Raw genomic sequence first — 20,939 nt, forward strand, 5'->3', positions numbered from 1 at the left:
CGGACGAAAAAATCTACGCCAATCTGACGGACTTCATTTTATCAGCGATTCCTTATTCCGCCGCTTTGTACTTCTCCGCAAGTTGCTGCTTCACGGTCTCGTTGCTGAGGAATTCGTCGTAGGTCGAGATGCGGTCGACGACCCCGACAGGAGTGATCTCGATGATGCGGTTCGCAACGGTCTGCGTAAACTCGTGGTCGCGTGAGGCGAAGAGAATCGTGCCGCCAAAGGCCATCAGCCCGTTGTTGAGTGCGGTGATGGACTCGAGGTCGAGATGGTCGGTCGGCTCGTCAAAGAGCAGGACGTTCGCGCCTGAGAGCATCATGCGTGAGAGCATACACCGCACGCGCTCGCCGCCCGAGAGCACTTCGGCGCGCTTCTGGCTCTCTTCGCCCGAGAAGAGCATACGTCCGAGAAAGCCGCGCACAAATGTCTCATCCGGGTCTTTCGAGTACTGACGCAGCCAGTCGACGAGGTTGAGCTTCACGTCATCGAAATACGAGCTGTTGTCCGACGGGAGATAGGTTTGCGTGGTCGTGACACCCCACTTGAACGAACCTTCATCCGCTTCTTCTTCGCCCATAAGAATTTTGAACAACATGGTCTTTGCCGCACCGTTGGGACCGACGAAGGCAACCTTGTCGCCCTTCTTGAGGGTAAAACTGACATTCTTGAAGAGCTGGCGGCCGTCAATCTCCTTCGAGAGCCCTTCGACAGTGAGCAGCTGATCACCCGCCTCGCGGTCGGGGGTGAATGCAATGTACGGATAGCGGCGCGTGGACGGCTTGATATCGTCCAGTGTGATGCGCTCAAGCAGTTTCTTGCGCGAGGTCGCCTGACGGGACTTCGATGCATTTGCCGAGAACCTCTGAATAAAGGTCTGGAGCTCCTTGATCTTCTCCTCTTTCTTCTTGTTTGCATCCTTTGCCATCTGGAGGGCAAGCTGACTGGACTGATACCAGAAGTCATAGTTGCCGGCAAAGAGCGAGATCTTGCCAAAGTCGACATCACAGATGTAGGTGCAGACCTGATTGAGGAAGTGACGGTCATGCGAAACAACAATGACCGTGTTCGGGAAGTCCGCGAGGAAGTTTTCGAGCCAGTTAATCGAGCTCACATCGAGGTGGTTCGTCGGCTCGTCGAGAAGCAAAATGTCGGGCGAGCCAAAGAGTGCCTGTGCGAGCAGGACGCGCACTTTCTCTGAGGGGGAGATTTCGTTCATCTTGAGCGTGTGCTTTGCGTCGGGTACGCCGAGACCGTTGAGCAGCTGTGCCGCCTCCGTCTCCGCGTTCCAGCCGTCAAGTTCGGCAAACTCTGCCTCAAGCTCCGAGGCACGCATACCGTCCTCGTCGGAGAAGTCCGGCTTTTCATAGAGTGCGTCCTTCTCGTCCATGATCTCCACAAGGCGCGGATGTCCCATGATGACCGTGCGCAGCACCTCGACTTCGTCGTAGGCATAGTGATCCTGCTGCAGGACGGCGAGGCGTTCGCCGGGCGTGATATCGACGATGCCACCCGTTGGCTCAATATCGCCTGAGAGGAGCTTGAGAAAGGTGGACTTGCCTGCGCCGTTTGCGCCGATGATACCGTAGCAGTTGCCGGGCGTGAATTTTAGGTTGACATCCTTGTAGAGGACGCGTTTGCCAAATTGCAGGCTCAGATTGTTGACTGTTATCATGCTTTCCGTTCTCCTTCTCTAGTTGCGCAGAATTGCGCGGAACATCGACAGGATGCTCTGTCCGTATGAGTCGCCGGGAACTGCCCAGCGTCCGTTGAGATCCTGCCACTGCCCGAGTGTACTCGTGCCATAGGCATTGCGGACAAGATTATATCTGGGGTCGACGATGGGCTGGATGGGCTGGCGGGTCGACGCATAGGCGAGTAGATGCTGGATATGCGCACGGACACCCATCTGCGAGGTTGGAAAATACGCGCCCTTGACCGTTGCACTCGTCGTGCCGAGTCCGCAGTAGTTGTTCTGATCGGGGGTTACCGTGCCGCCGTAGCGAAAGAATCCCGTTTCCTTGAGCGCTTGAGCAAAGGCGACGTCGGGGCGAATGCCCTCACGCGCGCCTTCCTCGTAGTAGTAGGAGACCAGCTCATACGGCGTGACGGAGATCGCGGGATGGGGGTTCACGCTGAGGAGGTAGTTCACGCACTGCTCCTGACTTGCAAGCGGTGTGCCAATGATGGCGGTATCGTATTCCGAGAGCGTACGGGGGACGCTGAAGAGCGGCTCGACTTTTCGCTGATTTTCAAGCTCCATCGCATTTGCCTCGTGCATAAGTGCATCAATGCGTGCACGAAAATCATTTTTTTCCGTGACTGCCGTACCGCGCCCTGTATGCGCCTTGGTCGCTGTATCGGGATCGTGCGCACGGCGCGCATCCGCATTTGTTCCCGTCAGAAGAAAGAGCCCCATGAGTGCAGCAAGAGAGCTGCGCAGAAGAAAATCCTTTCGCAAGAGATGAACCTCCTATATCATAATATCCATTTGAGCAAAAAGAACGCGGAAAACAGAACAGTCAGCACCCATGTCATATGCGGGACACGTTCGCCGCGCGCAGCGGTGAGGAGCGTCCAGAGAAAGAGCGCAAGCGTCAGCCCCGTCTTGATATCGTAGGATGCCAGTACAAACGCCGCGACCACAGCACCCTCTCGCAGAGTGATATCCTCTGTGCTTTTGAGCATCGCCAGTCCGCGCACAAGGAGCATCAGACCAATGCTGCCAAGCGCGATTGCGGGCACTGCAGGAAACTCTGCGAGTGCCGCAAGAAGCGGCGTACAGGGCAGAAGCGTGAGCAGCAGGAGCGCAGAGCAAAGCGCAGTCCGTGGGATGCCCGCGCTGCCGCATGTTTCTTTTTCCGTTGGCAGAGCGGCGGAGATCGGGGCGATGGTCAGCGGAAATGCGCCGATGAGTGCCGCAAAGCCACTGACGGTAAAGAGCCGTGCAAGGGGACGCGCACCTTTCGCTGCATCCGTCTGCGCAGCAAGCACCGCCTCGCTTTCGATGACAAGCGCAAGCAGAAGCGTCATGCCAAGCGGCAGAGACACCAGAAGATCGGTTTGCGGAACTGTCAGAACGAGCGGCAGGGAAATGAGATCCGGCGCAAGAAAGGGCGCGGAGGGGATTTCCCAGAAGCCTTCGACCCATGTGAGGAGCGCGATGAGTGCCATACCGAGCGGCAGGGCGCAGCGCAGCTTTCGCGCCCACAGCACAAGCACGAGCAGAATGCCCGTGAGCGTAAAATAGGTAAGCGGATCGCTGAGTGTTCCGCCCATGGTCAGTGCCCACGGCGACGGCAGCAAGATGTGTGCATGGAGCACTGCCGTCATGAGCAGCGTCAGACCAAGCCCCAGCACAAGCCCCGTGCGCACAATCGCAGGAAGCACACTCAGCAGAGCTGCAGCGTAGCGTGTACGCGTAAGAACTGCACCGAGCAGGGAAACAAGAGCAGCTATGCCGAGCATTTCCTGCCATGTGATGCCGCGTGCGATGATCTCCTCATAGACCAGCCAGCTGATGATGGCGGGCGAGGGGAGCGCGATGAGCGTTTTGCCGCCGTATGAGGCGGCGCACGTTCCGATGACCGAGGCAAGAATGCTGACCGTATATGCCGCCGCAAACGGAAGTCCCGTTCGAGAGAGGAGCACAGAGGTCAAAACAATCGTCAGCGCGGCAACGGAGACGAGCACGAATGCTGAAAAGAGTGCCGTGCGTGCATTGTTTTTTTCGCCCGTCATAACTTCCTCCTGCAGCGCACCAAAACATTTTTATTTTATCACAAAGAAGCGAATTTCACAAATAAGAATCATCGATTGCAACCGATAAAAGCACCCATATAGGAGTCACCGAGCGTGTCTTTGAGGTGTATCCGAGATACAGAGAAGGGACAGCCGTACAGAGCCTAGTTTTGTACGACTGTCCCTTTTGCAGATCATTCCATATAAATGCGTGAGACGTGTTTGGAGACGAGGCAGAGCACTTCGTAGCTGATCGTATTTGCCCAGCGGGCGAGATCATCCGCCGTGAGCGTGTCCGAGCCGAAGAGCGTCACAATGTCGCCGACCTTTGCCTCCGGAATGTCCGTGATGTCAATCATGCATTGATCCATGCAGATGCGTCCCGCAATCGGTGCACGCTGTCCGTGCACCTCTACAAATCCACCCGCATAGGCGCGGAGGTAGCCGTCCGCATAGCCGACTGAGATGGTTGCGATGCGACTTTCGCGTTCTGCAATAAAATTGCGTCCGTAACCGATGGACATGCCCGGCGGAATGGTCTTGATGTAGACAATGCGTGCGCAGAATTTCATTGCGGGACGTAGGTTCAGCGGGCGCGTGACTTCGTCAGACGGCCACAGCCCGTACTGCAGGATGCCCGCACGCACCATGTCGAAATGCACATCGGGCAGATCGAGGATCGCCGCTGACTCTGCAATGTGGCGGATTGGAATGCGGATGCCCGCCGCCTCAATCGCATTACACGCTTCCTGAAAACGGCGAATCTGTTCGATGGAAAATGTTTTGTCTGTAATGTCGGCAAGCGCAAAGTGAGAGAAAACTCCCTCCAGCTCAATGCCGGGCATCGCTGTGATGACGCGTGCGAAGTGTACGGCATCCTCGGGGCGTACGCCAATGCGGCCGAGTCCCGTGTCGACGGCGAGATGTACCTTGACCTTTTTTCCCTGTGCGACAGCTTCGGCAGAGAGTACCTGCACGAGGTCAAGACGGCAGACGGTCTGTGTGAGATCAGCGTCCACGATGTCAAAGGAGCTGTCCGGCTTCGTGAGACCAAGAATGAGGAGCGGTGTTGTAAAGCCAGCCTCGCGCAGCTTCAGTGCCTCGGAGATCGTTGCGACCGCCAGATACTCAGCACCCGCTGCAATCGCCTTGCGTGCGACGGCAATTGCGCCGTGTCCGTAGGCATCTGCCTTGACGACCGCGCAGAGCATTGCATCCTTTCGCGTATGTCTGCGAATTTCTTTGTAGTTGTGGGCAATCGCTCCAAGATCGATCTCGACCCACGCCGCACGACTTGGCATAGGGCACATCCTTTCGTCTTTTCTTCGTTTCGGCTTTGGTTTGACTATTTTAGCCTATGCGTGGTTTTTATGCAATAAAATTTTTACCGCAACAGAAAACCGCCCGTCGAACGGACGGGCGGTAAACCGTACAATCAGCTACGATAGAAGTGTACTACTTCCTTTCCCAACAACGATGCGAAGGGGCATAGGCGTTGTAGAAGAAGAAACCAACAATCATCAAAACGATGAAGGTAATGTTCGTTACGAGGGAGAGTGCCCAGATGAGGTAGAGGCAGACTGCCATCCCGATCGGAGCGAGCACGTAGAGCATCGGGAACGTGAACGTACGCGGCAGATCAGGGGAGTTGCGGCGGAGCGCAATCAGTCCGACGAAGACGATGAAGAATGCCGCGAGAACACCGGTGTTCGCAAGCTCGACGATGTAGAGCATCGGGACGCAGCCTGCAATGAAGGCAATGATGACGGAGCCCACGAGTGTGATGAAGTACGGCGTGCCGTATTTCGGATGGATGTTCGCCATTGCCTTCGGAAGGAAGCCGTCACGCGACATTGCATAGAAGACGCGTGCCTGACCGAAGATGTAAACGATGAGGGTCGTGATCATACCGAAGAGGATACCGACCGTAACGAGGTTTGCAAATCCCGGGTAGCCAATGAGGCGGAGGCAGTATGCCACCGGGTCGGCACGGTCGAGGTCTGCGTAGTTGACCGTCGCCGTGAGGACGAATGCCACAACGGAGTAGATGCAGAGACAGACAAAGACCGATGCAATGATGCCGATCGGGAGACTCTTCTCGGGGGTCTTGCACTCCTCGGCGGAGGTTGCGACCGTATCGAATCCCATGAAGGAGAAGAACACAACCGCTGCGCCTGTCATGATGCCGACAGGACCGAACGGGAGGAACGGATCCATATTCTTTGCAATGTCCATGTGGGGCGTCGTTACAACGATGTACCCAACAATCGCGCACAGCGTGAGCGAGATGAGGATCGTATTGAGGCGCGAGCTCTCCTTCGTGCCATGTGCGAGAAGAAGTCCGAGAAGGAGGGTGATGACGACGGCGGGGAGGTTGATGATGCCGCCCTCCGGCATCGTTGTGAGGAACGCCTTCGGTATCTCCATCCCGAGGGACGCCATCATTCCTGAGAAGTAGGCGGAGAAACCGACGGCAACCGCACTCGCGGTAACGATGTAGCCGATGATCAGCGACCATCCGCACAGGAACGCCATGCCCTCACCGAGTGATGCAAACGTGTAGGCGTACGCGCTGCCTGCAGCCGGGATGAGCGATGCAAGCTCAGCGTAGGCAAGTCCAACGAGCATACAGAGAAGTCCTGCGGCAACAAAGGATAGTACAATACCGGGACCTGCGTAGCGTGCGGCACCGATACCGGTCAGAACGAACACGCCCGAGCCGATGATGCCGCCGATTCCAAGGAAGGTGAGGTCAAGGGTGCTCAGCGTACGGAGCATTCCGCTGCCTTCGCGCTGTGCACTGAAATCCTCCAGTGTTTTTTTCTTAAAGAACATACAAAAACCTCCAAGCAAATCCTTTCAGTTTTTATTTAAGGAGACTCTGAAACAATCAGTCTTTCCTTAAGAAAAGGGGGCTGTTTCACGGCACATATGGAAGCATATGGGAGTGAAACAGCCCCTCAGCAGTCAGAGAAAAGAATTACTTAAGGAACTCATCGATGGACTTGAACGGAATGTTCAGAGCCTTTGCGACCGCCTCGTTCGTGAGGTGACCATCGATCGTGTTGAGACCATACTTGAGGCCAGGAACCTGCTGGAGTGCAGCCTTCCAGCCCTTTGTTGCGATGTCAACCGCATAGGAGATCGTTGCGTTCGTGATGCCGAGTGTGGACGTACGGGAAACAGCACCCGGGATGTTCGCAACGGAGTAGTGGACAACGCCATGCTTCTCGAACGTCGGGTTCTCATGCGTCGTGACATGATCACAGGTCTCGATGGAGCCGCCCTGGTCGATTGCAACGTCGACAACAACGGAGCCCTTCTTCATCGTCTTGATCATTTCCTCGGTGACGAGGATCGGCGTACGAGCACCCGGGATGAGAACAGAGCCGACGAGGAGGTCTGCCTCTTTGACCCACTTCGCAATATTGTAGGGCGAGGAGTACTCGGTGACGACGCGGCCGCCGAAGATGTCGTCGAGCTCGCGAAGACGCTCGATCGAGAGGTCGATGATCGTAACACGTGCGCCGAGACCGACAGCGATCTTCGCCGCATTCGTGCCGACGTTGCCGCCGCCGATGATGACGACCTGACCAGCCGAGACACCTGCGATACCGCCGAGCAGAACGCCGCTGCCGCCGTAACGGCTCTCAAGGAACTGCGCACCGATCTGGACGGACATACGACCTGCGATTTCGCTCATCGGAGCGAGCAGCGGGAGACCGCGGCCGCTCTTGCCGAGAACCGTCTCGTACGCAATGCCGACAACCTTCTTCTTGAGGAGAGCTTCCGTCAGCGCGGGCTCAGCTGCGAGATGGAGGTAGGTGAAGAGAATCTGACCCTCGTGGAAGAGGTCATACTCGGCTTCCAGCGGCTCTTTTACCTTAACAATCATTTCAGAGCGATCAAACAGAGCCTTCTTGTCCGAGACGATCTCAGCACCAACAGCCTTGTAATCGGCATCCGTGAAACCGCTGCCGACACCGGCACCCTCTTCGATCAGGACCGTGTGACCGGCACGGCGCATCGACTCAACACCCGAGGGGGTCATACCGACGCGGAACTCATTGTTTTTGATTTCCTTCGAAACGCCAACAATCATGTTTTTTCCTCCTACTACAGATAGATAAAAAATACAGAAGGTTTGAAACGGCTAGGGGGATTTCTAAAGGTATACCCTATTTGGGATTTTAATATAATTCAGACACTTTTGTCAAGTAGTAAAAGTGATTTTTTTCAAGCCAAAGTGCTTGTTCGTCCCCGTAAGTCCAGATAGAACAAGCACTTACGGGCATTCCTTAAATTTATAAAAATTATGATTCTATCAGTATGCCCTATGCCGTTTCGCGATGATGAGGCAGAAAAAATCATCTGTACGAAAATCGACCGATGATTTTTCTTTTTGTATGCGTTACTCTTCCGCTGCACGTCGCGCGATGATGGCGTCGATTTCGCGTTGCTGTTGTTCCTCCATGCGTTTCTGGATGAAGATGTTCGGGATGGAAACACCGACGACAATGGCGAGGATGATGGTAATGCCGCTGATGCCGAAGCGGAGCGCCTCCAAAAATTCTTCTGCGGAGATGGTCTGGATGTAGAGAACGGCGAAGAGCAGCCGATAGAGCAGGACGCCGGGAACGAGCGGAATGATGGGCGGGATGATGAGCAGTGTGTTTGGTGTATGGACGATATGAATGACTTTGAGTGCGGAAATACCGACCACAGCCGCAGCGACGAAAGAGCCGACCGCCTGCGATAAACCGATTTCATTCATGAGGATGTTGCGGATCAGCATGGTCACAATTCCTTCGAATGCGACAATGGCGAGCAGTTTTTTCGGTGTGTTGAAGATGATGGAAAAGCCGCCCGCCGCAAGTGCTGCGGCAAATGCCTGACTGATGTAGGCATCTGTCGGGAGGATGTGGACATCGGAGATGTTCGCAATGCCGGTGGACAGGATAGCGAAGGCGATGCCGAAGGTCATGCCTCCGACAATGAGCATGGTGTCTATCGCACGCGTCATGCCGGAGGAGATAAAGCGGTTGATGACATCGCTTGCAGCGTTGATGATCGGGAATCCGGGGATGAGGAAAATAGTACAGGAAACAAGCGCGTACCACATGGTCGGCAGAGCGAGAACGAACGGAATGAGCCATGCGACGATGGTGGCGGCAAACGCGGCAATCATGGAGCAGGCGTAGGGATTGAATTCATTTCGGATGCTGAGACGGTGGGCGATGAACCCGATCAGGGCTGCAGCGGTTGCGACCGACGACTCCGGCAGACTGCCGCCGAACAGTGAGCACGAAGCTCCTGAGGCAATCGCAGCACCAAGAGCCGCCGCCCATACCGGATAGCTGCGTGGGCGCTGTCGGACACGGGTAACGGCGTTTTCGATCGCGTTTATGGGGGTATTTCCGCGCAGGATACGCCATGTCAGTTTGCTGATGGCTGCGATTACAGCGAGGTTGACACCGTGCTTCATACACTTTCGGAACTGGGTAAAGGATCGTTCGCCGTCCGTGACGTTCAGCATGAGCGTGGTATAGGTGACATGGGATTGGATCTGGTCGGAGGGGATGCGCAGATGGGCTGCGGCACGCCTCATGTCCCGTATGATGCGTGCGCAGTCTGCACCGCTCTCCATCAGAGACTGCCCGATGTCGAGCAGGATTTTCATTTTGTGGTTGAGCGTTCGGTTGTCATCCTCCGATGCGCTCTTGAATTGTGCCCGAGTCATGTGTATACAGACCGCCTTTCTCTCCACTAAACTATAAGTCTGCGTTATTATAACATAAATACAAACGCAAAGAAATGGAGAGAAACGTCTGCTGAAAAGATGCCGTACGGGTGAAATTGCGTGAGGACTATACGTCCCCCCGTGTTGCAATGATGGTGTCGATTTCGCGCTGCTGCTGTGCCTCCATGCGTTTTTGGATGAAGATGTTCGGAATGGATACGCCGACGACGACGGCGAGGATGATGGTCATGCCGTCGACACCGAAGCGCAGTGCTTCCAAGAGTTCCTCGACGGAGATGGTCTGGATGTGGAGGACTGCAAAGAGGAGGCGGTAGAGGAGGACGCAGGGGATGAGCGGGATGACCGGCGGAATGATGAGCAGGGTGTTCGGTGTGTGGACGATGTGGATGACCTTCAGGGCGGCGATGCCGACGACGGCAGCGGCGGCGAAGGAGCCGATTGCCTGCGGCAGACCGAACTCGAGCATGAGGACGTTGCGGATGAGCATAGTGACGATGCCCTCAACGGCAACGATGGCGAGCAGCTTCTTCGGTGTGTTGAACATGATGGAGAAGCCGCCCGCCGCGAGGATCGCGGCGAGTGCCTGATTGAGGTAGGTGTCTGTCGGCTGTATGTGTACGTCAGAGATGTTGTGCACGCCCGCAACGAGGATGGCAAATGCGATGCCGAAGGTCATGCCGCCGATGATGAGCATTGTGTCCATTGCACGCGTCATGCCGGAGGTGGTGAAGCGGTTCAGCAGGTCGCTTGCGGCGTTGATGGACGGAAATCCGGGCATTAGGAAGATGGTACAGGCGACGAGTGCGTACCACATGGTCGGCAGGCCGAGTGCCGCAGGGATTGCCCACGCTCCGAGCGTTGCGACAAAGCCTGTAATCATGGCACAGGCGTAAGGATTGAACGCATATCTTGTGCTCGTGCGGTGGGCGATAAAGCCCATGAGTGCAGCGATGGTGGAAACCAGTGCCTCGAGCCAGCTGCCGCCGAAGAGTTTGCACGAGCCGCCCGAGCCGACGGCCGCGCCGAGTGCGATCACCCAGTCGGGGTAGCAGAGAGGCCGCTCGCGGATGCGGTTGATTGCGTGCTCAATCGGATTCAGCGGCGTGTTGCCGCGCAGGATGCGCCATGTGAGTTTGCTGACGGCGGCGAGGACGGCGAGGTTGACTCCGTGCTTCAGACATTTGCGGAACTGGGTAAAGGCGCGCTCCCCGTCGCTGACGCAGAGCATGAGCGTTGTGTAGGTGACGTGCGACTGGATTTGCTCGGCGGGAATCCTCAGATGTACCGCAGCGCGACGCATATCGCGCACGATGCGTGCACAGTCCGCCCCGTTCTCCATGAGTGTCTGTCCGATGTCGAGCAGGATTTTCATTTTATGGTTCAGCATCTTGTTGCTGTCCTGCGAGGCGTCTTTGATCTTTTCTATTTCCATGATTCCTCCCTATTCTCCGCCCATTATACCACAGCTCGCTGTTTGGGTGAAATGGAGGAATGTGAAGGGCACATAAATTTTCCCAATAAAAGAGACTGCCCTATCGAGAGCAGCCTCTTTGCTCATGCGGGAAGGACGTCTCAGCATTTAATGCCGGAACCCTTGCGTGCGTAGAAGAACCATGTAATAGCGATGGTCAGCATGGTGAATCCAATGAGGAAATAGAATGCGGGGATAACATTGCCCTGCGTCGCGTACGAAAGTCCGAAGAGTTTCGGAATGAAGAACGCACCGTATGCTGCAATTGCTGCTGTGAAACCTGTGACGAGCGAGGCGTGCACCGGATTTTCGAAGACAAACGGAATCATACGGAAGGATGCGGCGTTGATGAAGCCCGTCGAGAAGAAAAGTACGAGGAATGCGCCGAAGAAGAGCGCGAAGTTGTGCGCCTCGATGCTGAGCATCGTGACAACGCAGGCGACGAGCATCAGAATCAGTGAGTAGAACGTGACCTTCGAACCGCTGTTGACCTTGTCCGAGACCCAGCCGCCGATGGGACGCACGCCTGCGCCGATGAATGGCCCGAGGAATGCCGCATAGGCGAAGGAGACCTCGGGGAACTCGCGGTTGACGAGGAGTGCCAGTGCAGCGGAGTAGCCGATGAACGAACCGAATCCGCACGTATAAATGACCGTGATCAGCCATGTGTGCTTGTTGCCGAAGATGGACATCATGCTGCGCGGGCTCTGTTTCGGAATGGGAAGGTTGTCCATGAACATCCAGACGAGAACGAGGGTCAGCGCGGTCGGAATCGCCCAGAAGTAGCAGACGTTCTGGAGGTAGACCTCCTTGCCAGCCGCATTCACGAGCGGCGCACCGAAGAGCCCGCCGAAGCTCGCCCCGAGGAGCATGGGCGCAGTCAGATAGATGAGCGAGACGCCGAGATTGCCGATGCCGGCGTTGATGCCGAGCGCAAGTCCCTTCTGCGACTTTGGAAAGAAGAAGCCGATGTTTGCCATCGACGAGGAGAAGTTTGCGCCCGCAATGCCGATGCCCGCGACGAGCATGACGAAGGTGTCATAGGTTGTGGTCGTGTCCGTGAGGGCATTGCCGAGCCCGATGAGCGGAACGAGCAGGAGGGCGGTCGAGAAGAACGTCCAGTTGCGTCCGCCGACCATGGCGGGCAGGTAGGTGTAGACGAGACGCCCCGTTGCACCGACCAGACCCGGCAGTGCTGCGAGCGTGAAGATCTCGTTGTCCGTGAAGTGAAAGCCCACTTGGTTGAGCTGCGCAGCGATGGTCGCCCACATCGTCCACGCGACAAAGGCGAGGGTCAGTGCCCATGTGGAGGTGTAGAGGTTCTGCTTTGCGACGCGCTCGCCGTATTTTTTCCAGAACGCCTCGTCCTCCGGATTCCAATGCGCGAGGATGTCGCGCCGTGACGGATTCTCGCCGAGCACAGCGAGGATGTCCTTGCTTTCCATTTGCATCTCTCCCATGATGATTTCGTGAAGCTCCGAGGGGGTTGTGCCTTATCAGAGTTTCCTATAACATTGATATAAAAAATTATAGTGAAAAATTTTTCGCTTGGATGTGACCGATGTCACAGGTTTTTAATAGTTTTTTCGATAATATTAAAAAATACAATGGACATTCTCTATAGACAGGAATGGAGGAGAGGTTCGTGGATCAGGAGACGCTCATTCGAGAGATGATGTCGATCCCGGGGAAGATGATATCGCTGCACGATGGGGCGTATCTGTTTCGTGAGGGGACATCGGCACGTTATTTCTACATTGTGCGCTCCGGGCATATTTTCATTGTGAAATACGGTGCGTCCGGACGCGTGCTCGCCCTGCGTCTGGCGACGAGAGGGAGCATCATCGGCGAGCTGCCGATCTATGAGGAAGAGCCGACCTACATCTTCAGTGCGGTCGCGCGCAGTGCTGCGGAGGTCTATGCGATCGAGTTTCCCGTCCTGCAGGCGTATCTGGAAAAACATCCGCATCTGTCCATTGCACTGCTCAAGCTGATCGGTATGCACATGCGCAAGCAGCATCTGAAGTTCCGCGACCTCGTGCTCTACGGGAAGAAGGGCGCACTCTACTCCACGCTCATTCGCCTGGCAAACAGCTACGGGATGGAGACAGACGAGGGGGTTCTGATCTCCGTACCGCTGACGAATCAGGAGCTCGCGAACTACTCTGCATCGGCGCGTGAAAGTCTGAACCGTATGCTCGCCGATCTGAAAAAGACCGGCGTGATCGCCATGCGTGGGCATCTCATCCTTATCAAGGACATTGATTTTCTGAAAAACGAAATCCACTGCGAGAACTGCGGCAGGGAGATCTGCAATATCGAATAGAAAAAGCACCTCCATGAGGTGCTTTTTCTATGCAAGCGGAAGCGCGACATACCGCCGCTCACCGAGTCGATACCGCGCACGCCCTGCGGTGAGGTCGGTGAGTGCGCGTTGGTGGAGCTCGATATCGCCGGCCGGAACGAGCAGTGCGAGCGTCACCACATCCGCATAGGCGGTTTCCTCCGTCCGCATCTGTGTGTCGCGGAGATAACGCTCGACGGCGGCGAGGAGGTCATAGTCGATCTGCACATACATCGTTTGCAGCGGGGTCATACGGACTTTTGCCGCCGCATCCAGTCCAAGTCCCGCAGCATGCGCATATGCGCGGATGAGTCCGCCCGCGCCGAGTTTAATTCCGCCGAAGTAGCGGACGACGGCGACAGCGGCATCTGTGATACCGCGTGCCTTGATTGCCTCAAGGATGGGACTGCCTGCCGTTCCACCCGGTTCGCCGTCATCACTCGAACGCTGACGGTCGGCGCGCACACCGAGCACCATCGCGTAGGGGATGTGGCGTGCCTCATAGTGTTCCTTCTTTACGCTCTGCAGCCATACGCGCACTGCCTCCTCCTTCTCTGCATGGATGACGTACGCGAGAAAGCGCGAGTGTTGAATCTCGTACAAAACAGGGGAGACACCGTCCGTCGGCATCTCCCCTGTGATGGTTGTATAGGCTTGCATCGTCATTTGTTCTTGCGGTTGAAGTAGTCGATGATGCCCGCATCGAGCAGGACGTAGGTCGGTCCTGCACTCGCCGTTAGCTCACCCGCCTGGAAGATCGGGCAGACGAAGCCGCGTCCACCGAGGAAGTAGTTCGTCGGAACCTCGCGCACAGACTTCTCCGGCTGAATGGGCGTATTGCGTCCCTGCTCGTTGTAGAGATGTCCGTTGACCGCCTCACCGTCGAGATCGGACGGGGTGACGTGTACAAAGAACGCAAGCGGCAAACGCTGCCCCGTCTTCTTGTAGTAGACAAAGCCGTAGTCATGACGTGTGGGCTGGTTTGCGCGCAGAGCATAGCGCAGATCCGTGAACGTCACGGACAGGAAATTCTCGTCGTCCAGATGCACACGGTAGCCGAGTTCGCCGCGATAGAACGCGCCGCTCTCATAGTCTGCGCGTACGCGTGCGGCAAGCGCCGCGATGTCCGCGTTGATGGGATCTGCAACGACACCGGCTTCCGCCGTGAGGACGGGATAGGCGATGGAGAGGTTCGTTGTCGATGAGCGTTGCTCCGTGACAGCCGCGCCCGCCGTACCTGACACCGTGATGACAAGGGCGAGGGCGAGCAGCAAGGCTTTGAATTTCATAATCATTGCTCCTCCTTTGTATGGTTGCTAAAATCATAATAAAAATTTGCATCTTTGTCAAATAAATCGTAGTAATCTATGCGTTCTTGTAGTATGATGAGAGCGCAATTTTTCTACGAAATCAATCGGGCAGAAAGGTCGTGTTAGAAAGCCCATGGGCGAATCGACTATGAAACGGAAGCTGAAGCACAGACATCTTCAGTTTATCTCTCTCGGCGGCGTGATCGGGAGCGGATACTTCCTCGGAACGGGCTACGTGCTCGAGCAGGCGGGACCTGCCGCCATGATTTCCTACCTCCTCGGGGGCATCATCGTCCTCGCAGTCATGCTCTGCCTCGCCGAGCTGGCGGTCGAAAAACCGCTCTCCGGCTCGTTCGTTGTCTATGCGCGTGAGAACATCTCCCCGACGTGGGCATGTGGGGTCGGATGGTCGTACTGGGTGACATGGGTCTCCTATGTGCCCTCGGAGATGATTGCTGCCGGCATCATCATGAATGGTTTTTTCCCCGAGGTCGGGACGATCTGGTGGGCGGTCTTCTTCGGGCTGATCGTCACCATCCTCAATCTGTTTCGTGTCGATAAATTTGGCGAGAGCGAGTTCTGGCTCTCGCTCATCAAGATCACCGCACTCGTGGCGTTCAGCGTGGTCGCCCTCCTCATCTGTCTCGGGCTCATCGGCGATGAGGGCTATATCGGGACGCGCATCCTGCTCGGGAGCGGCGGCTTTGCACCGAACGGATACTGGAGCATTGCGCTCACGATGGTCATTATCCTCGTCAACTTTCAAGGGACGGAGATCATCGGTCTTGCGGCAGGGGAGACCGCCGACCCCGCGCGGAGCATTCCGACGGCGGTGCGCAACGTGACGTGGCGGATCATTGCCCTCTACATCATCCCGATCACCCTGCTCATCTCGATTCTGCCGTGGGATCACGCCTCGCTGGAGGAAAGTGCGTTTGCGGCTGCACTCACCGAGCACGGCTTTTCACATCTCGGTGCACTCTTTTCATTCGTTGTGCTGACGGCGGCGATCTCCTGCTCGAACTCGGGGCTCTACGGCGCGGCACGAACGGTGCATGCACTCGCTACCATGGAGATGGCGCCGCGTGTACTGGGCGGCCTCAGCAGGAATGGTGTACCCTCGCGTGCCATCTATGCCTCTATTGTATTCTGCTGGGGAGTTATCGGCATCTATGCAATGAACCCGGATGCCGCACTCTATACCTACCTGCTTGCGCTCTCGGGCTTTTCGGGCGCGGTGGCGTGGATCTCGATCTGTTGGAGTCAGTACCGTCGCCGCCGCAAACTGGAGGTGGAGGATGCGGTCTCGTTCCTGCGCTACCGCATGCCGTTCTTTCCGTATGTGACGCTTTTTGGCATCTGGGCGCAGATTTTTTGCCTCGCGTTTATGATCTTCGTGCCGGAGCTACGTTCCGCGCTCTATCTCGGCGTGCCCATGCTCGTGGTGCCAATGATTCTCTATAGATTCTTGCGACGGGGATAGCATCGTGTTATAATTGCATTCAGACGTTTTATTGATAGGGAGGAATTGATATGTTTGGGATGTTTGGAAATAAAAAGAAAGAAGCGGTCGCGCTCGCGGATCGGATCAAGGCGAAGCCTCTCGCCGCAGAACCCGACGCGCGCGAAGAGACCATGAAGGCGCGCGTGCCGTTTGCGGGGTTCGGCACGGTGGGCGGCGATATGAAGTCCGCCTATCTCACACGTACGGAACTCACGGCGGAGCGTCTGCGTGAGCTCTACGATGTGCCGGGCGGCCCTGCAATTGTGCTCGGCTTTATCTCTGCCGACCTCCGGATGGACGATGTGGCGCGTGCAGTCCAATCCGCCTCACCGCCGGACGTGCAGTTTCTCCTGATGACGACCTGTGGGGAGCTGACGCATACGCCCGGGACGCGCTCCTACTATATGGATGCAGACGACGGACGTGCGAAGGTGCTCCTGCAGGTGTTCAGCAAGCGCATGATCGCACAGACATACATGATGACGCTTCCGCTGCACAACGAAGATATGAAGCGCGGCGAGGTGACGCTGCCCCCTGCCGAGCGCGTGAAAAAGATCACGGCGGATGTGCGTGCCAAGCACATCCCGTTCTCCGTACGCTTTGACGACACCTTTGCCTTTGTCTATGTCGATGGCGTGAGTTCGTGCGAGTCCTTTGTACTGCGTGCACTCTACGAGGCGGAGAGTCTGCCCTGCCCCTATATCGGCGGGTCGGCGGGCGGTACGCTCGACTTTTCCCATACCTACATCTACAACGGCAAAGAGACGCTCGAGAACCACGCTGTTGTCCTCGTTGTCAAACTCGCCGCAGACTACAGCTACTCCCTCTTTAAAACAGAGGCGGCGGAGGAGACGGGGGAGCAGTGGACGGTTATCGGCTCGGACGCGACGTTCCGTACGGTGGATACCGTTGCTGATGAGAAGGGGCGTCCCGTTCTGCTCGCCGATGTCCTGATGGAATACCTGCACGTGTCGGATGCAGATGCACTCTCACATGCACTCGCGGGCTATACCTTTGCGACGCGTGTCGGCAATCAGTTCTACATTCGTTCCCTGCAAAAAATCGATCCGATGACAAAGCGGATGTATTTTTTGTGTGACATTACGGCGGGAGAGGAGCTGTATCTCCTGCGCCGTGCAAAATTCCTCGAGAACTTGAGGTCGGACTATGCAGCGTTTGCAAAGGGCAAGCCGGAACCCATCGGTGCCGTGATGAACGACTGCATCCTGCGCCGCCTCACCTTTGCGGAGGACTTGGCGGGGGCGGATCTCTTCGATGGGATCTCCATTGCCGGCTACTCGGCACTCGGCGAGATTGCGGGGATGCACATCAATGAGACGCTGACGGCGGTGTTCTTCTATCAGCTCTCGGGCGGAGCGTTCTATGACGGCTATATGGACCGCTTCCCGTCGGTGTACGCGCTCTGTCAGAAATCCTTCCTCGAGCATGAGATTGCACGTCACAAGATTATCGACCGGCTCAAGGATGGGATTATGGGCGAGTTTTGCGAGTACCGCGACCGGATGGCGGGTATGACCAAGGCGATGAGCCGCATCGGCGAGAGCGCGGAGAGTGTCGGTGCTCTCATCGACAAGCTGAGCAGCGGCCTCGGCGGGCAGGGCGATCTGACCAAGGAACTGCTCAGTCGGAATGCGGAGATCACCCCGAAGCTCGAACGGCTCACGGAGAGCACGAAGAAGATCGAGCAGGTCATGAACATGATTACGGAGATCTCGGCGCAGATCAACCTCCTCGCACTCAACGCCGCAATCGAGGCGGCACGTGCCGGAGAACAGGGGCGCGGCTTTGCCGTCGTTGCGGGCGAGGTGCGCAAGCTCTCCGAGAACACGCGCGAGCGCCTTGAGGCATCCGACGAGGCGATTGGAGCACTCCTGCGTGATGTGCAGGAGATCGACAAGATGCTCGCGACCAATCAGGCGTTTGAGGATCAGATGGAGGAGTTCGAGCAGGGATTTGACGGGCGCATTGAGGAGCTGAAGAAGAACCTCGACGGCGGTCTGGGCGCAATCTGCCGCTCGACGGAGTCCATCGAGCGCGTTGCGTCGCTCAGTGACCGCTTGACGGAGCGTTATAACGAGTTGGAGGCAGTGCTGCGTTCCATTCGATAGAAAATTTCACGGATAAAAGGCACTGCTGTACGAAGATATTTCCATCTTCGTGCAGCAGTGCCTTTTTGTTTTACCAGTGCTTCCTTAGTACCGAACGACCTTGTCTTTCTCCACACGGGCATAGACAAGCGGACGGACGGGCGGCTTCTCTGCGCCGATGGTAATCGCCTCGCGGTAGGGCTGCGCCGCGCTGTCGCCGCGCTGTGCGCTGTCCGTGTAGAGCGTTGCGATGATGTCATCCGACTTCACTGCCTCGCCGTATTTCTTGTGCAGGACGAGACCGGCGGCGAAATCGATCGGACTGTCCTTCGTCTCGCGCCCCGCACCGAGCACGACGCTCACCGCGCCGATTTTCTCCGCGTCCATGGCTGTGATGTAGCCGTCCGCATGCGCACGGATCTGCATCTGCACGGCCGCCTGCGGAAATTTCGACGCGTCGCGCAGGACGGCATCGTCACCGCCCTGCCGCCGCACCATCGTACAGAATGTCTCGAACGCCGATCCGTCTGCGATCGACTGCTCCGCCATGCGGCGGCACTCCTCGATCGTGCCCTTGCCGACGAGGTAGAGCATGTTCTCCGCGAGTTGGAGCGACACCTCCGTCAGGTCATGCGGCCCCTTGCCGCGCAGCACGTCCATCGACTCCGCGACCTCAATGCTGTTGCCGATGCCGAGCCCCAGCGGCGTGTCCATGTCGGTAATCAGTGCGACGGTGCGCCGTCCTGCGCCCTCGCCGATGGCGACCATCGTCTGCGCAAGCGCGATGGCGTCGTCGAGCGTCTTCATGAACGCGCCCGAGCCCGTCTTGACATCGAGCAGAATGCAGTCCGAGCCGGCGGCGAGCTTCTTGCTCATGATCGAGGACGCGATCAGCGGGATCGCGTCGACTGTCGCTGTCACGTCACGCAGTGCGTAGAGTTTCTTGTCAGCCGGCGCGAGGTTGCCCGACTGCCCGATGACGGACACGCCGCATTCGTTCACAATGGAGAAGAATTTTTCTCGCGAAATCGCCGTCTCATAGCCGGGGATGGCCTCCAGTTTGTCCACGGTACCGCCCGTGTGCCCGAGACCGCGGCCGCTCATCTTCGCGACGCGTCCGCCGCAGGCGGCGACAATCGGGGCGCAGATGAGCGTCGTTTTGTCGCCGACACCGCCGGTGGAGTGCTTGTCCACCTTTTTGCCGGCAATCGCCGAGAGATCGACGCGGTCGCCCGAGTCTGCCATTGCAATCGTCAGATCCGTCGTCTCCTGCGCCGTCATGCCGCTGAACCAGATTGCCATCAGCATGGCGGACATCTGGTAGTCTGGAATCTCGCCCGCGACATAGTCTTCGACCATGCAGCGCAGCTCCTCGGCAGTGAGTGTGCCGCCATGCTTTTTCTTCGTAATTAGGTCATACATGCGCATGGGTACGTCCTCCTCAGTGCGCAAGAACGCGCGGCAGCAGGCTCTCGCCCTTCGTCGTCAGTTCTGCACCGAACATATCCGCCACGGTCGCGCCGATCATGGCGAAGGTCGGGTACGTCCCGAGGTTGTCTCCTTTGCGGATCTGTGCGCCGTAGACGAGGAGCGGCACGTACTCACGCGTGTGATCCGTGCCGGGGGCACCGGGGTCGCAGCCGTGGTCGGCCGTAATCATCAGCACATCGTCCTCGCGCATATGCTCCATGAATGTGCCGAGCTGTACGTCGAACTCCGTTGTCGCACGCGCATAGCCTGCAATGTCGCGCCTGTGCCCATACGTCATGTCGAAATCGACGAGGTTGACGAAGCACAGCCCAGTGAAGTCCTCCTGCTGGATGCGAAGTGTCTTTTCCATACCGTCGGCGTTGTTCTCGTTGACTCCCGTGCTGCGCGTGACGCCGCGCCCCGCGAAGATGTCGCTGATCTTGCCGACGGCGATGACCTCATGCCCCTGCCGCACGAGCGCATCCATCATCGTATCGCCCGTTGGGTCGAGGGAGAAGTCGTGACGATGCGCTGTGCGCTCGTAGTTCGGATAGCTGCCGACGTACGGCCGTGCAATGATGCGCCCGACGCCGTGCTCGCCCTGCATGATCTCACGTGCCGCACGGCAGTAGTCATAGAGACGCTCGAGGGGGACATCGGTCTCGTTCGCCGCGATCTGCAGCACGCTGTCCGCCGACGTGTAGACGATGAGCCCGCCCGTCTCCTCCTGCTCGCGTCCGTAGTCGTGGATGACCTGCGTGCCGGAGTAGGGCTTGTTGCAGAGGATTTTCTTCCCGTCGCATGCCGCCGAGAGCTGCTCGAGGATCTCCGTCGGGAATCCGTTCGGATACGTCGGCATGGGCTGCTCGGAGACAATGCCTGCGATTTCCCAGTGTCCGATCGTCGTGTCCTTGCCGCGCGAGAGTTCCCGCAGCCGTGCAAAAGTACCGATGGGGCTGTCTGCGGGCGTACCGCAGCCGACGCCGTCGATGTTAAAGAGACCAAGCTTCGTGAGGTTCGGTGCGTGCAGTTCCGGCGATGTCGTCAGCGATGCGAGCGTGTTGCAGCGCCCGTCGCCAAAGTCGGCTGCGTCCGGTGCACACCCGATGCCGAAGCTGTCAAGGACGATGAGGAATACGCGTTTGATACCAGCCATTGCTATCTCCTCCTACAATTAGGGAAGCACTGATAAATTCAGCGCCGCCATCTTGACGCATCTTTTTTGCC

The 20,939-nt window shown here is 57.2% G+C and carries 16 protein-coding genes; 3 read left to right on the forward strand and 13 right to left on the reverse strand.

Annotation, left to right across the window (positions count from 1 at the left end):
- Positions 1-52 precede the first annotated feature (52 nt).
- From ACO6BQ_RS07225 to ACO6BQ_RS07265, 9 genes are all read right to left on the reverse strand, one after another.
- The gene (locus ACO6BQ_RS07225) at positions 53-1,678 is read right to left on the reverse strand and encodes an ABC-F family ATP-binding cassette domain-containing protein (protein WP_489120202.1); all 1,626 of its coding nucleotides are present in this window, start codon (positions 1,676-1,678) and stop codon (positions 53-55) included.
- A gap of 18 nt (positions 1,679-1,696) precedes the next feature.
- On the reverse strand, positions 1,697-2,464 hold the full coding sequence (locus tag ACO6BQ_RS07230) for a glucosaminidase domain-containing protein (protein ID WP_489120203.1): 768 nt from the start codon (positions 2,462-2,464) through the stop codon (positions 1,697-1,699).
- Between the two features lie 17 nt (positions 2,465-2,481).
- Positions 2,482-3,744, reverse strand: coding sequence for a nitrate reductase (locus ACO6BQ_RS07235; RefSeq protein WP_489120204.1), 1,263 nt, complete (start codon positions 3,742-3,744; stop codon positions 2,482-2,484).
- A gap of 194 nt (positions 3,745-3,938) precedes the next feature.
- Entirely contained in the window at positions 3,939-5,045 is a 1,107-nt protein-coding gene (alr, locus tag ACO6BQ_RS07240) for an alanine racemase (protein WP_489120205.1), read from the reverse strand.
- A gap of 154 nt (positions 5,046-5,199) precedes the next feature.
- Positions 5,200-6,579 carry an amino acid permease gene (locus tag ACO6BQ_RS07245; RefSeq protein ID WP_489120206.1) on the reverse strand — a complete coding sequence of 460 codons (1,380 nt, stop codon included), beginning with the start codon at positions 6,577-6,579 and terminating at the stop codon, positions 5,200-5,202.
- Between the two features lie 145 nt (positions 6,580-6,724).
- Positions 6,725-7,846 carry an alanine dehydrogenase gene (ald, locus tag ACO6BQ_RS07250; protein WP_489120207.1) on the reverse strand — a complete coding sequence of 374 codons (1,122 nt, stop codon included), beginning with the start codon at positions 7,844-7,846 and terminating at the stop codon, positions 6,725-6,727.
- A 309-nt stretch (positions 7,847-8,155) separates the two neighbouring features.
- Positions 8,156-9,484, reverse strand: coding sequence for a threonine/serine exporter family protein (locus ACO6BQ_RS07255; protein WP_314805651.1), 1,329 nt, complete (start codon positions 9,482-9,484; stop codon positions 8,156-8,158).
- 127 nt (positions 9,485-9,611) lie between these two features.
- The gene (locus tag ACO6BQ_RS07260; RefSeq protein WP_489120208.1) at positions 9,612-10,937 is read right to left on the reverse strand and encodes a threonine/serine exporter family protein; all 1,326 of its coding nucleotides are present in this window, start codon (positions 10,935-10,937) and stop codon (positions 9,612-9,614) included.
- A 140-nt stretch (positions 10,938-11,077) separates the two neighbouring features.
- A complete protein-coding gene (locus ACO6BQ_RS07265) occupies positions 11,078-12,427 on the reverse strand; it encodes an MFS transporter (protein WP_489120216.1) in 1,350 nt (449 codons plus the stop codon).
- A 194-nt stretch (positions 12,428-12,621) separates the two neighbouring features.
- Between ACO6BQ_RS07265 and ACO6BQ_RS07270 the strand changes: the two genes are divergently transcribed.
- On the forward strand, positions 12,622-13,302 hold the full coding sequence (locus ACO6BQ_RS07270) for a Crp/Fnr family transcriptional regulator (protein ID WP_489120209.1): 681 nt from the start codon (positions 12,622-12,624) through the stop codon (positions 13,300-13,302).
- 27 nt (positions 13,303-13,329) lie between these two features.
- Here ACO6BQ_RS07270 and ACO6BQ_RS07275 read toward each other — a convergent pair whose 3' ends face one another.
- Both ACO6BQ_RS07275 and ACO6BQ_RS07280 read right to left on the reverse strand, forming a co-directional pair.
- Positions 13,330-13,986: an IMPACT family protein gene (locus tag ACO6BQ_RS07275; RefSeq protein WP_489120210.1), complete on the reverse strand. Its 657-nt coding sequence runs from the start codon at positions 13,984-13,986 to the stop codon at positions 13,330-13,332.
- Positions 13,983-14,609, reverse strand: coding sequence for a hypothetical protein (locus tag ACO6BQ_RS07280; RefSeq protein ID WP_489120211.1), 627 nt, complete (start codon positions 14,607-14,609; stop codon positions 13,983-13,985). Before ACO6BQ_RS07280 ends, ACO6BQ_RS07275 begins: the two co-directional genes overlap by 4 nt.
- Positions 14,610-14,763: 154 nt before the next feature.
- On the opposite strand from ACO6BQ_RS07280, the gene ACO6BQ_RS07285 reads away from it, so the two are divergent.
- Positions 14,764-16,113: an amino acid permease gene (locus ACO6BQ_RS07285; protein WP_489120212.1), complete on the forward strand. Its 1,350-nt coding sequence runs from the start codon at positions 14,764-14,766 to the stop codon at positions 16,111-16,113.
- A gap of 50 nt (positions 16,114-16,163) precedes the next feature.
- Positions 16,164-18,263: a methyl-accepting chemotaxis protein gene (locus tag ACO6BQ_RS07290; protein WP_489120213.1), complete on the forward strand. Its 2,100-nt coding sequence runs from the start codon at positions 16,164-16,166 to the stop codon at positions 18,261-18,263.
- An 84-nt stretch (positions 18,264-18,347) separates the two neighbouring features.
- On the opposite strand, the gene ACO6BQ_RS07295 is transcribed toward ACO6BQ_RS07290, so the two are convergent.
- Positions 18,348-19,670, reverse strand: coding sequence for a pyrimidine-nucleoside phosphorylase (locus ACO6BQ_RS07295; RefSeq protein ID WP_489120214.1), 1,323 nt, complete (start codon positions 19,668-19,670; stop codon positions 18,348-18,350).
- A gap of 13 nt (positions 19,671-19,683) precedes the next feature.
- Complete coding sequence (locus ACO6BQ_RS07300) at positions 19,684-20,868, reverse strand: phosphopentomutase (protein WP_489120215.1); 1,185 nt, start codon at positions 20,866-20,868, stop codon at positions 19,684-19,686.
- Positions 20,869-20,939 lie beyond the last annotated feature (71 nt).

This window comes from Centipeda sp. (in: firmicutes) (genome assembly GCF_057271695.1).